At 45.8% G+C, this 16,287-nt stretch carries 5 protein-coding genes; all 5 read left to right on the forward strand.

Translation table 11 applies throughout. The features are described from left to right. Positions 1–70 precede the first annotated feature (70 nt). The 5 genes from HPY27_RS23995 to HPY27_RS24015 all read left to right on the forward strand — a co-directional run bounded on the left by HPY27_RS23995 (position 71) and on the right by HPY27_RS24015 (position 16,284). Positions 71–751 (forward strand): response regulator transcription factor, encoded by a 681-nt coding sequence (locus HPY27_RS23995; protein WP_017251702.1) that lies wholly within the window; start codon positions 71–73, stop codon positions 749–751. Next, positions 748–2,532 (forward strand): sensor histidine kinase, encoded by a 1,785-nt coding sequence (locus tag HPY27_RS24000; protein WP_174226145.1) that lies wholly within the window; start codon positions 748–750, stop codon positions 2,530–2,532. Before HPY27_RS23995 ends, HPY27_RS24000 begins: the two co-directional genes overlap by 4 nt. Next, on the forward strand, positions 2,513–3,040 hold the full coding sequence (locus HPY27_RS24005; RefSeq protein WP_017251704.1) for a hypothetical protein: 528 nt from the start codon (positions 2,513–2,515) through the stop codon (positions 3,038–3,040). Before HPY27_RS24000 ends, HPY27_RS24005 begins: the two co-directional genes overlap by 20 nt. Before the next feature lie 233 nt (positions 3,041–3,273). Then, positions 3,274–8,232: an Ig-like domain-containing protein gene (locus HPY27_RS24010; protein ID WP_174226146.1), complete on the forward strand. Its 4,959-nt coding sequence runs from the start codon at positions 3,274–3,276 to the stop codon at positions 8,230–8,232. A 936-nt stretch (positions 8,233–9,168) separates the two neighbouring features. After that, positions 9,169–16,284, forward strand: coding sequence for an amino acid adenylation domain-containing protein (locus HPY27_RS24015; RefSeq protein ID WP_174226147.1), 7,116 nt, complete (start codon positions 9,169–9,171; stop codon positions 16,282–16,284). Positions 16,285–16,287 lie beyond the last annotated feature (3 nt).

Raw genomic sequence — 16,287 nt, forward strand, 5'->3', positions numbered from 1 at the left:
GATTCGTAAGTTTCACAATAAACTGGTAATCTATGCAATAAATGCACAACCACGAGTAAGGAGTGCGGAAATGAAACGGAAAGTGTTACTCGTAGAGGACGACGAGCTCATACGTGAATTTGTATCGGATTATTTTAAAAAAGAAGCTTGGGAAGTGTACGAAGCGCAGCACGGAAAAATGGCGATGGAACTTTTCGCTCTGCACCCTGTCGATTTAGTTGTGCTAGATATTATGATGCCCGAGATGGATGGCTGGTCGGTGTGCAGAAAAATCCGCCAACAATCCGACATTCCCATCATGATCATTACAGCAAGAGTAGACGATGATGACCAGTTGATGGGATTCGAGCTTGGCGCGGACGAATACGTCACCAAACCGTTTAGCCCAAAAGTATTAGTGGCCCGTGCCAAAGCTCTGATGAAAAGGGCAGAGGGGAGCATCGGGAGGGGAGATGATATCGCTCAGTTTGGAGCATTGACGGTAAACAAACGAGCTCACACCGTTACGATTGCAGGCGTCCCGATTTCATTGACACCAAAAGAGTATGAGCTGCTTCTGTTCTTCATTAAGCATGAAGGGACGGTCTTGTCCCGAGATAGCATTTTGAATGGGGTTTGGGGGATGGACTACTTTGGCGACCATCGCACCGTTGATACCCACGTGAAAAAACTGCGTGCCAAGCTGGATACAGAGCAGCATCTGATTCAGACGATGATCCGTTTTGGATATAAGTTTGAGGCAAAACGATGAAACGCCTTCGACTTAACGTTGTGACAAAATTATTTGCCGCCACTTTTGTTTTTGTCTTTTTGCTCTACGCTTTGATATTGATAGGGGAAAAGTTTTTCTTTGAGCGCTTTTATTTAAATGCGAAAGTAAGCGAGCTCTCACAAGCAATGGTATCTTTTCCAGATGAGTACGCTCAACTCCCTCCCGACAAGCACAAGCTGGATAAGCTGGTGGGTACATTGATGAATCGCACAGATGCCAGCATAGCGATCGTAGATGAGCAGCTCAGACAATTGAATCTCACCCCCTATTTTCTAGAAATAAAAGTAGCAAATAAAAATCAATTGATTACCTTACCGCTAAAAGAAATGCAAAGCACCGATCTCCCTGAAGGACTCCGTGTTGGAGACACGATTACCATCGACGGAATCTATATAGATGAGAACGATACGATCATGAAGCCGATACGGATTGCAAGGCAAAGTCCATCCGCAAATGTGTCCGAAAATGGACTAACCCGGGTTACGGCTGTTATTTCTGAACTCATGCTGCCTAGTCAGCAACGGGCACATAACCCTTTTTATCAGGATTCTCTCGTAGCGGATCAAATCGGACCATGGCTGGAGCAGCAATACGACGAGATTACACAGATGAAAAGCGGATCATTCATCCAGCGGAAGTGGACTGATCCGTGGAGTGGTGTAAACTATGCCATCGTGATTCATCGGTTCTCCTATCAGGGCGGGGCGAGTTTCATACTGGCGGTGACGACGTTGCAACCAGTGAGCGATGCGGTAAGTATGCTGACCAGCTATTCCTTATACGCGACGCCAGTCATCCTCGTCATCTTATTGCTGCTGTCCTTTGTCTTTTCGAAGATTATCACGAAACCATTAGTTACGCTGAATCATTCCGCTTCACGTATGGCTAATCTGGACTTCACAGAACATGCTTCGATTCATTCTCAGGATGAATTCGGTGAGCTCTCTCGCCATCTGAATACGTTAGCTGGCAAGCTAGATCAGACATTAAAAGACCTGACGAATGCCAACGTCACTCTTCGCGAGGATCTAGAGCATAAGGAAAAAATGGAGCAGCTTCGCAAAGAATTGATTGCAAACATCTCTCATGAACTCAAGACCCCGCTTGGCATTGTGAAGGGCTTTGCGGAAGGGTTAAAAGATGATGTCGCACATGAAAAGCGGGAGCGATACATGGACGTCATTTTAAGCGAAGTCGACAAGATGAACGAGCTCATTATGGATATGCTGGAGTTGTCCAAATTCGAAGCCAAAGCCATTTTGCTTCGTAGACAATCGTTTCCCGTATCGGAAGTAATAGATCGTGTAGCCGCTTCCTTCCAACTACAGCTGGCAAACAAGCAGGTACGACTATGTCTCGTCTTACCTGAAGAGAACAACGTATGGGCAGATCCAAGACGTATCGAGCAAGTGATCGTGAATTTGCTCGGCAATGCAGTCCGGCACGCCAATCCATCAAGTGAGATTCGGATTACGGGGGCCCGCGAGCGGGATTGCATCCGGTTTCGAATCGAAAATGAAGGAGCGCACATCCCAGACGATCAACTAACGCGGATATGGGAGCAATTTTATCGAGTAGATAGCTCTCGCTGGCGGAAATCTGGCGGCACGGGTCTCGGATTGGCGATCTGTAAACATATTCTCGATCTGCATGGCAGTGATTATGGTGCGGAAAATACCGTGAATGGAGTCGCTTTTTCCTTCACGTTGGTTGAAAATGAAAACAAAGGTGGAAATGACAATGAATCTGAAAAAGAATAAAATGAAAAGCTTACTGGCTGTATTGGTCCTATCACTCGTTACGAGTGCTTGTGGCACACCGCTTCCTCCAGAATCGACTGCTCAAGTGCCGCCGCAAGTTCCTCAGGAAAACAAAGAAAACAAGGAGAAACAACCGGAGAACGTTGCACAAGACATGGCCGCAGAACAGCAGGAAAAAGAAATTCTCGTCGTGGTCGACCAAGAACCGAAACCCATCGATGGGAATAGCTTCGATTTCTTTATCGAACAGGTACCTGCCGGCTATTCGTTAGCTAGCATGCAGTGGAAGTCTGAGAAAACTGACATCGTAAGCACGATAGAGCAAGCGATCAAAAACGACACAGAAGGTATCCCTGGTGGGAATGGCTTTTACATCAGTGGCAATGGACAGTTCACTGGTTTCTTTTACAAGGATGAGTTGAAGGGGGAAAAGGGGAAATTGATTTTGGTCTTTCAAAATGAGCAAGGCAATGAAAAGACATGGGAGAAGGAGCTAACCCTTAAATAGCGCCCGATCAATTGGAACCTCATTTTTGGGGTTCTTTTTATTTTGTTTCGCACATGTTTACGGTGGGGCTTTTTATTGGGAAGAAAATAATCACGAAAAGACATAACTTTAGTTAGTATTTTTTGCAATAGACTGTTGTTACCATATTTTTGTTTCACCTAGATGTTTTGCTAGGGGAGTGTGTCGACAGTAGGGGGAGTTCAAATGAAAAAGGAAGGAGGACAGTGTTATTGATGAAAAGAATGATTGCTCGTTTATTGGTATTTACTTTACTGTTTGCAATTGTCCAACCTGTGTTTATTCAAGAAAAAGTGAACGCAGCTAATCTTACAGATGTGATTAGAGTAGAGGCAGACAAGTTCGTGGATGCGTCTGGTGCCTATCCAGAGGGAATACAGTATGAATTGATTCCGAACGCGTTGATCGTCGGCTATGCGCGAGACTCGGGCGGGGATTATGGGGCTGCGAATGCTGCCCTGCGTTTTGACCTGAGCGGCGTGAAAAGTGAGAAGAAAATTGAGTCCGCCAACCTGAAAATTTATGTGCACAAGGTAGAAGCAACAGGCGGAGATATGCCCTTTATTGATCTATGGGGCTCGTCTGATGACAGCTGGAACGATGATCCTACGGTGACGATACCTATGCATCACGAAAGAATCATACCAAATGAGATGCTCCCCAGTAATTTCACAGGGTGGAAATCGTTTGATGTAACCAGCTTTGTTAAGAGCCAGATTCCAGACAAAAAAGCTACCTTTGTTTTAAGAGGACGGCAAACAGCGCCGCCAGTACCACTTTTGTATCAGCCTCAAATCGTTTTCTATGACAAAAGAAATATTAGCTACGCTTCTCAGCTGGAAATCACTTATGCTGCTAACACTCCACCAACCGATATCCTCTTATCGTCCAATTCGATTCCTGAAAACAATCAAATAGGAGCGGTAGTTGGTACGCTGTCGGCAGTAGATCCTGATCAAGGAGATACTGTTACGTTCAGCATTCTAAACAATCCGGTGCCATTTACTGTTGAGGGAAATCAACTGAAGGTAACGGAAAAATTTGATTTTGAAACGAAGTCGACTTACTTCGTACCGATAACCGCAACAGACTCGGCTGGCAATTTCTTTACCAAGATGATGACCATCCAGGTGACAGATGTAAATGAACCACCTACGACGGCGACGGTTACCATCAATGGCGGTGCTGCGATTACGAATTCAGCAAATGTGACGCTCACTATGACCCATGATGACCCTGACGCGGCCAAGCCCGAGTACCGTTTGACGAACGTGGAAGGTGGTCCTTGGAGCGAATGGAAGTCGTTTGTGACACCTGTAACGTGGACCCTCACGACAGGAGAAGGGACCAAATCGGTCTTCATGGAGCTGCGTGACGGAACAGGAACTGTCTTGCAAGCGCAGGATAGCATTGTGCTGGATACGACACCTCCGGTAGGGACAATCGAGATCAATAACGGGAACGTAGTCACTTCATCAGAAAAGGTAGAGCTTACCATTCAGGGAAGCGATGCGAACGGCCCGGTAGAATTGATGTTGTCGAATGATAACAACTTTACAGGCAGTTGGCTGCCAATCCCAGCCAATAACAAGCTGGAATGGAACTTGGCTAGTGGAGACGGACAAAAAACAGTCTACGCGAAGTTCCGTGATGGTGTAGGGAATCTGTTTACGATATCCGATACCATCGTGTTAGACAAAACGCCGCCTATTGTGACGGGGGTTGCGAATGACAGCTTCTACACGGCGGATGTCACCCCTGTCTTTGACGATGGCACAGCAACATTGAATGGTGCTCCTTTTGCCAGCGGCACAAAGGTGAGCGTGGAGGGCAAGTACACGTTAGTCGTGACGGATACAGCGGGGAATACGACGACGGTAGCCTTTACCCTGGATAAAACCGCACCTACTGGAACTCTTGCGATCAATAACGGAGCCACCCATACAAATAATCAGGATGTCATCTTGCAAATCGATGGCACTGACGCTACCAGCAAGGTAAAAATGAAGCTGTCCAACGATAACATCAGCTGGAGTGCGCCAGAGGATGTTGCGACCACCAAGGCATGGAAGTTAACAACTGGGGATGGACAGAAAACGGTCTATGTACAGTTGATCGACGAAGCTGGCAACACCCATGATTTACAGGCATCGATTACACTCGACACGGTTGCACCTGTTGTCACAGGGGTAGAGAACAACAAGCTGTACAATCAGAGTGTTACGATCAGCTTCAACGAAGGAAAGGCGACCTTGAACGGAAAGCTGATAGCTGACGGAGAAATCGTCAATGAGGATGGAGCCTATACGCTGATTGTCACAGATGAAGCGGGCAATACGACTATCCTTCCATTTTCCATCGATCAAACGAAGCCGTCAGGCAGTCTCAAGATCAATGGTGACGCCAATTATACCCATACACTGGCAACTACATTACAAATTGCCGTTACCGATTTCAGTAATGAACTACAGATGCGCTTTTCCCATGATACGAGTGATCCAGCCAATTGGACTTCCTGGGAAACGCTGACCACGACAAAGGCGTGGACCTTGCCGACTGGGGACGGAACCAAGTCGGTTTACATGGAAGTAAAGGACAAAGCAGGGAATATTGCCAGCTTTACCGATGAGATCACACTCGATATGACCAACCCTACGGGTGCCTTCGAAATCAATCAAGGCCAGTTGTATACCAACTCGAGCAAGGTTACGTTGAGTGTGGAGTCGGCTGATGCTCATGGTGTGGAAATGCGCTTGTCCAATGACAACCTGACGTGGAGCGATTGGAAAACGGCACCATCAAAAGGCGACGTTCCATGGGAGCTGAGCGGTGTTGATGGAGCCAAAACGGTCTATGTCGAGCTAAGAGATCCAGCCGGAAACCAATTGGCCCTTCAAAAGCAAATCACGCTGGATTCAGCTGGACCAGTCGTCACGGGTGTCGCCCAGAATGGTGTCTATGCGAGCGATGTAACGATTTCCTTCAACGAGGGAACAGCATTACTGAATGGCAGTCCGTTTACGAGCGGTTCTGTCGTCACTGTGGAAGGATCGTATGAGTTGGTCGTCACAGATGAGGCACAAAATCGCACGACGATTCGTTTTACGCTGGATAAAACACCAGCGACAGGAACGCTCAGCATCGATAACGGAGCCGAATTTGCGAAAACAGAAGATGTGACGTTACACCTTACTTCCCCAGGGAATACAGACGATATCGAAATGCTGATCTCTAACGCGGATGACAATTCGGGTACGTGGGAGCGTTTCGCAGAGTCAAAAGCATGGAAGCTGGCTGATGGCAGTACAAACGGCACCAAAACGGTTTATGTCAAGCTGCGGGACAAAGCGGGGAACGTCACAAAGCTAAGCGATACGATTGAGCTAGATGTGGTGGCGCCGACTGGATCTATCACGATTAATAACGGAGACAACTATACCAAGTCTCGTGATGTTACGCTCGCCATAACAGCGAATGACAGTACGAGCGATGTGCAAATCCGCTTCGCCAATGGTGACAACGACTGGAGCGATTGGGAGGCAGTAACTGCGACCAAAGCATGGCAATTGAAGTCCGGGGATGGAACCAAGACCGTCGAAATGCAGATTACGGACAAGGCAGGGCACATCACAACCGTTTCCGATACGATCGAGCTGGATGCAGATGCGCCAGTTGTTACAGGAGTCGAGGACAAAGGCATTTACAAAGATGACGTGACCATCACCTTCAATGAAGGAACCGCGACATTGAATAGTGCTCCGTTCGCAAGTGGCGACCAGGTAACAACTGAAGGCAAGCATGAACTGCGGGTCGTAGATGCTTCCGGAAACGAAACCAAGATCACGTTTACCTTGGATAAGACAGCACCAACGGGAACGTTCGTCATCAACAATGATGATCGTCTAACCAGCTCCACCAGCGTGAGACTGCATGTTACTGCTGCGGACAATTTGGGAGATGTAGAGATGCGCATCTCCAATGACCAAGGCAAGTGGAGCAGCTGGGAAAAAGTGACGGGAACAGTGCCGTGGAGCTTGACGTATGGCAATGGCACGAAAAAAGTTCTGATCCAGCTTCGCGACCAGGCAGGAAACACCGTCGAACTGGATGATTCCATTGAGCTATATGTGTCGAATCCGCCAACGGGAGAGCCGGTCACCGGAGTTGAGTTGGAGGAAGAGGAGTTAACGCTGCGTGTTGGCGATACAGAAAGCCTTCGTGCCACTGTAAAACCAACGAACGCCACCAACAAACGAGTCAAGTGGGAAAGCAGCGACTCTGAGATCGTCGAGGTAGATAAGGAAGGCAAGATCACGGCTGTAGCTCCTGGGACCGCGACGATTACAGTGACGACCGAGGATGGGAACAAAACCGATTCGGTGGAAGTAACCGTTAAGGAAATAGCCACCTTCCAGTTGGAAACAAACGAACCGTCCTTCTGGATGAAGCCAAAGGGAACCACGACCTTACGCCTTTATAAAGTAGAAGGCAAAAAACGCAAAGACATCACGCGAGACAAAAATGTTGAATACGACACAGAAAACGGGTTGGTTACCGTCAAGCAGGGCCGCATTACGGCAGGAAAAGAAGAGGGAGAAGACATCGTTACCGTTCGCTATATGGGCGAGGAACTAGAGATTCCGGTGACGGTTTCTAAGAAAACGATTCGTTCGTTGACGACTTCCTTCAAGGATTTGGTGCTGGAGATCGATGAGGAGAAGCAGCTAACTCTGACAGCCGTCTTCAGTGACAAGAACACCGAAGAGGTGACAGAAAAAGCAACGTGGTCCTCAAGCGACGAAGAGGTCATCGAAGTAACAAAAGAGGGAAAAGTGACAGCGCTGGCTGAAGGGAAGGCTGTCATTACTGCGAAATATGGCGGTAAAAAGGTAACCAATCGTGTGCTCGTAGTAGAGGAAAAGAAAGTAAAAGATTTGCGAGTATCGCGCTCTTCGCTGCGCTTGAAGGCAGACAATACTGGAGAGATCGTCCTGTATGCGGTCTATGAAAATAGATACGAGGAGATCGTCACCAAGGATGCCGAATGGACAGTGGAAGATCCAGAGATTGCGACTGTAGAAAATGGTGTCGTGACCGCACTGGAATCTGGTAAAACAACGATTACAGTGGAATACGGCGGCGAGACCATTACGATTAACATTACGGTCTGGTAAATGAAAAGGGGCTGTTCGATCTACTATGGAGGGCAGCCTCTTTTCCATCCTGTTTTTAAAGGTGAAGAAATATGGAAAACGCATCCATTGCTTTTGTCACTAGCATGATGATTGGGGCTATTTTCTTTGGTATTTTATGGTGGGAAGGCTCGTGGTTCAGTCTTCGGTTTACGAAGTGGTACTTCGGTATTTTATTTGCAGTCTCGATAGTAGTAGGAGGGTATACCCTTTTCCAAGGGTAATGATTTAACGTATCGAGTAAGCAAATTTCTACAAAGAAAAATAGACATGTTCAACCTTCTCAGGTATCGATCAATTTCTACACCAGCCTACCCGAGAAGGTAAACATGTCTATTTTTGTTTGATGATAAACCAATGTCTAGGCTAATATTTGACATAAAATTCAGATATGATATAATGCTCTTAAATGGTAATCTATTACATTTTATGCTTTTAATAGGTAATTGTTCTAAAATATCCCCTCTTCCTAGTAGAATCTGAAGCTACCTTTCCACGATTCGAAAGAACAATTCACCTTTCAATTGCAAGGCTTCCCTGCATAGGTGTTTCATACTCAACTGTATTCAAACACTACTCCACTTTTTTCGCGAATTCATAGCAATTCAATTCAGTTACCTTCCTTTTCACATCTCGTTTGTAGCCGCTTTGAACATGCACAATAAAATTTGAAAGCAACATGTTTGTTTGGTCAACTATTCCTATGTTTTTCCCTTTTTCTATTTGCTTCACCTTAACTAATCGGGTGTCCAGTCTTTATCGTGGACGATTCGATGAGTCAACGCCTACTTTGTAAAGGAGGGGGAGGCTTACCGACTACTATCCATTTTAAAAGTCTGATCAAGCAGAGCGGGTGAGGAACTTCATAATTTTAGAGGGTTCCCCCTTCATTATCAAGCTCAAAAAGGGAGGATAACCATGACCATGGAAGATCAAGTGAATCATTGGCTTTCAGAATTGGCAGGAGAGGCTCCATTGCTACAGCTTCCGTTTGATATCCCCAGACAAAAAAATGTTCGCTATGAAGAAGAGTGGCAATCGATTGATCTGTCAAAACCGGTGGGGGAGAAAGCAAGATTACTTTGCATGCAAGAAGAGACCGACATGTTTACGCTATTCTTGGCTGCATACCATAGCTATCTTTACAGATATACGGGGCAAAACGACATTCGGATTGGTGCGATAGAGGGTGATAGCTCTGTCTTTTTTGCAAGTCGAGTGATTATGAGTGGAACGACGAATTTTAAGCAGCTGTTGAACGAGGTTAAAGAGAATGGGATGGAGGAGAAGCTTACCAGCAACTCCGAAACTACGAAATTATTTCATACCTTTTTAAGAGTGGGAAAAGCTGGGGATGGGGATATCAAACTTTTTGTCGATTCCCAAATAGCAAATGTAGAGCTGCGTGTTGATGTCGAAGAAGCTGAGGGAATGCGCATAACTTTTACATATAATTCCTTCCTGTTTACACAACAGACGATACGACGAATGATCGAGAACTTTTGTAACTGGATCGAACAAGTAATCACGGATGTCGAAACTCCTATCGATTTATTGAGACTAATAACCAAAAACCAAGAGAGAGAACTGGTAGACGAGTGGTGCAGGAATGATGAACCCACGAATGTTCCTGACACAATCTTGAATGCCTTTGATTTCCAAGCCAATCGGAATCCCGATGCCATCGCGCTCGTTTTTAAGCAAGAGAAGATGACCTATCGGGAATTGGATCTCCGCTCAAATCAATTGGCGAATTACCTCCGAAAGATTGGTGTAACGAGTGAAGTGCTGGTGGGAATATGCCAAGAGCGTTCCATGGAAATGATCGTAAGCATATTAGGTGTGTTGAAAGCAGGAGGCGCTTATGTACCGATCGATCCTGCTTATCCCGTTCAAAGACTCCACTATATTATGGGAGATGCTGCTTTACAAGTAGTGATTGCGGATGAAGCGTCCGCGACGAAAGTACCTGACGGAATAAAAGTGGTAAAATTGTCGGATTATTGCGAAATTTTGTCGAATGAAAGCACGGAGCCCCCTGCAATGGAAGTAAACGGCCATAATCTTGCTTATGTCATCTATACCTCCGGCTCGACAGGAAATCCGAAAGGGGTAATGATTGAGCATCATTCCGTTATGAATTTTCTTCAAACGCTGGAGAGTCGCAGTCCGCTTTTACAAACGGACAGGCTTTTACAAAAAACGTCTGTTTCCTTTGATGCTTCTGTTTGGGAACTCTTTTGGTGGATGTTGAAAGGCGCTAGCTTGTACATCCTCCCGAACAGCGATGAGAAAGACCCTGCCTTGCTTGTGAAAGCAGTCGAGATGCATAAAATTACCCATCTCGAGTTTGTGCCATCTATGTTGAAAGCTGTATTGGATTCTATAGAAAATCATGGTTCTTCTTCTGCATTATCCTCCTTGAAATACGTCACAGTTGGAGGGGAAGTACTTCCGCCTCCTATTGTTACGAAATGTACCGATCTGTTGACCATTCCTCATGGTACAACCTTATACAACACATATGGGCCGACAGAGACGACAGTCGAGGTTGCCAGCTTCAAATGCCATCCAGATGAAACCCACGCGCAAATACCCATTGGAAAACCGAATGCCAATACACAGTTATACGTGTTGAACGAACATTTGCAAATGCAACCTGTCGGAGTTGCCGGAGAACTGTATGTCGGCGGATCAGGCGTAGCAAGAGGTTACTTGAACCGTCCTGAATTGACAAAGGAACGCTTTATTTCCAACCCGTATTGTCCAAAATCAGACTCGCGTTTGTATCGAACCGGAGATTTGGTTCGGTACTTGGCCGACGGAAACTTGGAGTATATCGGGCGCAATGACAACCAGGTAAAAGTGAGAGGGTACAGAATTGAGCTGGAGGAAATTGAAGTCACTTTAGGCAATCATTCGACTGTTGAGCAAGCAATCATTGTCGCGAAAAAAGACGCCTATGAAAATAACAAGCTGATCGCTTATGTGATAGGGTCTGGAACGGTAACAGAATGGCGTGATTATCTGAAGGCTCAGCTTCCAGAGTTCATGGTTCCGGCCTACTTTGTGAAAATGGATGTTTTCCCGCTTACTCCCAGTGGAAAAATTGACCTGAAGTCACTGCCAGAGGTAGGTAATAGTCGTCCGCATGTTTCGACGGAATATGTAAAACCGGAAACAGAATGGGAAACGAAGCTCTTGGACATTTGGATGGATTTGTTCGGATACGATGAGATTGGAGTCGAGGATAATTTCTTTGAATTAGGCGGACATTCGCTGTTGGGGACTCAGGTTATTGCCAGAATCCGTGCTCTTTTCAAGAAAGAGATTCCGTTGTCTGCTCTGTTTACCCATCCGACGATTCGGAGCATCGTGCCGATCGTAACTGCCGCAGATGAGGTAGATGCAGTGGATGCGTTACCTGCCATCAAGAGGGTATCACGAGATCGAGAATTGCCGCTTTCTTATTCGCAAGAAAGAGTGTGGTTTTTAGAACAGTTAAGCGCGAATAATTTGGCTTATATTTTTCAAGCCACAATGAAAGTGCGCGGGATGCTGGATCTCCCCATACTCAATAAGTGTTTTACAGAGATTGTGCGCAGACATGAAATATTCCGAACCGTTTTTCATGAGAAAAATGGACAACCCTATCAGGTGATCTATGAACCATTCGATGTGGAATTGCCTGTTATAGATGTTTCGCACTTACCTGAGAGTGATCGTGCCGCCGAAGTCCAAAGACTCATTCAAATGGAGATCAAAAATCCGATTGATATCGCACAGCTGCCATTGGCGCGATGGATTGTTTATAAGATTTCTGAGTTGGAGTCTGTCATTTTGTTTGTGGAGCATCATCTGATTCATGATGGATGGTCATTCCGCAAATTTTTAAAAGAACTGTTTACGTTATACAGTGCCTATCTTGAAAAGAAACCATCTCCACTGGCTGAGTTGCCGATTCAATTCGCAGACTATTGCGTATGGCAGAACGAGCTGTTTAAGCGCGGCAAGGAAAACAAGCAGTTAACGTACTGGAAGAATCTACTGCAAGGGGCCAATGGGGTTCTGGAACTACCCACTGACAGGCCACGACCAGTAAATCAAACCTTTCACGGGAATATGTTCACCCAATTAATACCGGAAGAACTGTATCTTCAATTGCGTGATTACTGCATGAAAACAAACACGACCTTATTCATGGTCATGATGTCTGCGTTTCAAACCTTGCTCCATCGTTATTCCAATCAAGAAGACATTATTGTAGGTTCGGGTATCGCGAATCGCCGCTGGAAAGACACGGAAGAATTGATCGGGATGTTTGTCAACAATATTGTGATCCGTACGCAATTTACCGACAATATGACGTTCCAGGATGTATTGCAAGATGTGAAGAGATCGGCCTTGGAAGCGTACGAGAATCAAGAGATTCCTTTTGACCAAGTAGTCGATGCCTTAAAACTGAAGCGTGATCAAAGCCGTAACCCTCTATTCCAAGTCATGTTTAGTTTCCAGGATGCAAAAGTCACGCATTTACCTGTATCCAATCTGAATATTCAACTCACCGAAGGCATTAGCAACGGATCGGCCAAATTTGATATCAACGTAGTGGTGACAAATCACGAGGAGCTCTCCTCTTCCCTTTTAACAAAGGATGAATACGGAAGTATAAGTCTTGACTGGGAATACAATACGGATTTGTATGACGAATCTACGATGCGCCGCATGTTTGCGCATTATATTGAATTGCTGAAAAGCGTTCTTACGCACAGTGACCGGACGTTGCATTCCATGCCTATGCTGACCGCTTCTGAAGAGAACCAAATTCTCCAAGAGTGGAACGATACGGATGTTGCGTTTGAGGATCAAAAAACGCTCCATCAAATATTCGAAGAGCAAGCTGCCCGGACGCCAGAGCGAATGGCGGTTGTATTCGGCAACGAACAATGGACCTACAGGCAAATAAATAACAGGGCAAACTTCCTGGCAAGCAAATTGCGAAATCAGGGAGTGAAGCCGGATACATTAGTAGGGTTACTGAGTGAGCGTTCTCCCGACATGATGATTGGTATTCTTGCCATTTTAAAAGCGGGTGGAGCGTATATGCCGATGGACACAGTGGCTCCGAAAGAAAGACTGTCCTACATTCTCCGGGATAGCGATACGAAGGTCGTCGTCATGCAAGAGAAATTCAAGACAGCGATCGATTTCAATGGACCCGTCCTGTTATTGGAAGAGAATAGGCCGGATCAGGATGTAGAATGCGAGAATCTGGAGTCCGTTGCCCATTCGAAAAATTTGGCGTACGTCATCTATACTTCAGGTTCGACGGGGGCACCAAAAGGAGTCATGATCGAGCATTGCTCGGTTGTCAATCGGATGAACTGGATGGTCCATCGCTACCCCATGAATGAGCATGACACCATCTTGCAAAAGACTCCCTATTGTTTTGATGTTTCCGTAACGGAATTAGTCCTATGGTTTTTCACTGGTAGTAAATTATGTTTCCTCGCTCCCCATGCAGAGAAAGACCCGGAGCTTATTGTCAAAACGGTTGCCCAGCATCAGATAACTTATATTCATTTTGTTCCATCTATGCTCAGCATCTTTTTAGACCATTTGGAAAACGTGGATTGCGCAGAGGAAATCAAAACTTTACAGCGAGTCTATACGACCGGGGAAGCTTTGAGTGCGGAACAGGTTCAACGTTTTCATCGATTAATCGGGCAAAGGAATCATACGACTCTTATTAATCTGTATGGTCCTACGGAAACGACTATTGAAGTGACCTACTATGATTGCCAGGCCGATAGCAAGGTAATCCCCATTGGTAAGCCTATGGATAATATTCAAGCCTACATCCTCAATAAGGAAGGGGACCTGCAACCAATAGGCGTGATGGGCGAATTGGTTATTGGGGGCATTGGTCTTGCACGAGGGTATATCGGAAAGCCTGAGTTAACAGCTGAACGTTTTGTCCCGAATCCTTTTGGCAATCCATCTGAAAGGTTATACAAGACAGGTGACTACGCTTGGTGGATGCCAGACGGCAATATTGAGTACATCGGCCGTATGGATAATCAAGTGAAAATTCGCGGTTATCGGATTGAATTAGGTGAAATCGAAGCGGTTATGAGGAAGCAGCAAGGGGCAGGAGAAGTGGCAATCATTGCCCATGAATATGAGCCGGGGGATAAACGATTAATTGCTTATTACAGTGGGGCATCAGAGGTCGAGACAGTAAAAAGCCATTTACAGAAACAGTTACCGCCTTATATGATTCCTTCTTATTTTGTACGGGTGGGGGAAATGCCGCTCACATCGAGTGGCAAATTGGATCGTAAAGCATTGCCACTGCCTGAGATCCACATAGTAAGCCATCACTACACAGCGCCGCGAAACTCAACGGAAGAATTGCTCGCACTCATATGGAGTGAAATTTTAAGAGTAAACCAAATAGGGGTATTTGATTCGTTCTTTGAATTGGGCGGGCATTCCCTATTGGCAACACAGGTTGTATCGCGCATACGAGAAGTGTTTGGTCAACATCTACCTCTCCGAGCGATCTTTGATTGCCCGACCATTGAGGGGTTGGCTAAGCGGCTAACCGAATTGCGACAAGGCGAAAAAATGGTTCAACTGCCTGCGCTCCTACAAGTGGATAGAACGGAACCCATTCCGTTATCTTTTGCGCAGCAGCGGTTGTGGTTTTTTGACCAACTGGAGCCAGGAAGCAACGTCTATAACATTCCTTATGTATGGCGCTTAAGCGGTTCATGGGATGTTGCCGGATTAGAAAAAGGATTTAACCAATTAGTTGAACGTCATGAAATGCTTCGTACCGTATTCGCAAAACAAAATGGCGTCCCTGTACAGCTCGTTAAGCCGCATCAATCAAGATCATTGCCTGTCATAGATGTAAGTAGTCTTTCCGCGGATGAAAGTGAAAAGCAGGTCCAGCATTATATTCAACAGAGTGCTGATCGCGTATTTGACTTGAGCCAAGGACCGTTGATTGAAGCCGAGCTGATTAAGCAGGATGAATCGGAGTATGTTCTACTTTGTACCGTACATCATATTGTATTCGATGGCTGGTCAGAGGATATCTTGTTGGACGAGTGGATGGCATTTTATGAAGAAGCAGTCAGCGGAACACCTGCTGATCTGCCACCGTTATCCATTCAATACGGGGACTTTGCTGTCTGGCAAAGACAATGGCTATCAGATGAGACGATGAAAGAGCAAGTGGCGTATTGGGAAAATGAACTTGCAGACGATCTTACGGTGCTTCAGCTGCCATTCGATCGTCCACGACCAGCCATTCAAACGTATGCAGGAGACATGCAGCATATCGATCTGGCCCCTTCATTATTAGAAAAACTAAAAGCTTTCAGCAAGCAAGAGGGCGCTTCCCTGTTCATGACATTACTGGCTGCCTATCAGGGCTTTCTCTCTCGGTATACCGGACAAACAGACATTTTAGTAGGAAGCCCGGTTGCGAATCGCACTCGAAAAGAAATGGAAGGGTTAATCGGGTGCTTTGTAAACACGCTGGTTTACAGAGTGAACGTCGAAGACAATCCAAGCTTCAGGCAATTGGTCGCCCAAGTCAAAGAAAAAACATTGCGCGGGCAAGAAAATCAGGATGTGCCCTTTGAAAAAATAGTAGAGGCTCTCCAGCCAGAGCGAAAGGCAAGTTACTCCCCTGTTTTCCAAACGATTTTTACGATGCAAACCCACCTGAGAAACGTAAAGCAATGGCCAAATAGAAAAATTGAGCCAGTGAAAAGCACCATCAAGGTTGCCAAATTTGATTTGTCCATTTCAATAGAAGTCAATTCAGAGCACTCGTTGACGATTTCATTCGGCTACAATACAGACCTATTTAATCCGTCCAGCATAGAACGAATGATCGGACATTTTGTGAATTGGCTCGAACAAGTGATGGCATATCCTGAGGAGTCAATAGAAGGCTTGCGATTGATTTCAGAAGAGGAAGAAAAACAACTGCTGGAAATGTGGAGTAATCATTAGGAG

The organism is Brevibacillus sp. HB1.1 (assembly GCF_013332445.1).
In the GTDB taxonomy this organism is placed as follows: domain Bacteria; phylum Bacillota; class Bacilli; order Brevibacillales; family Brevibacillaceae; genus Brevibacillus; species Brevibacillus porteri.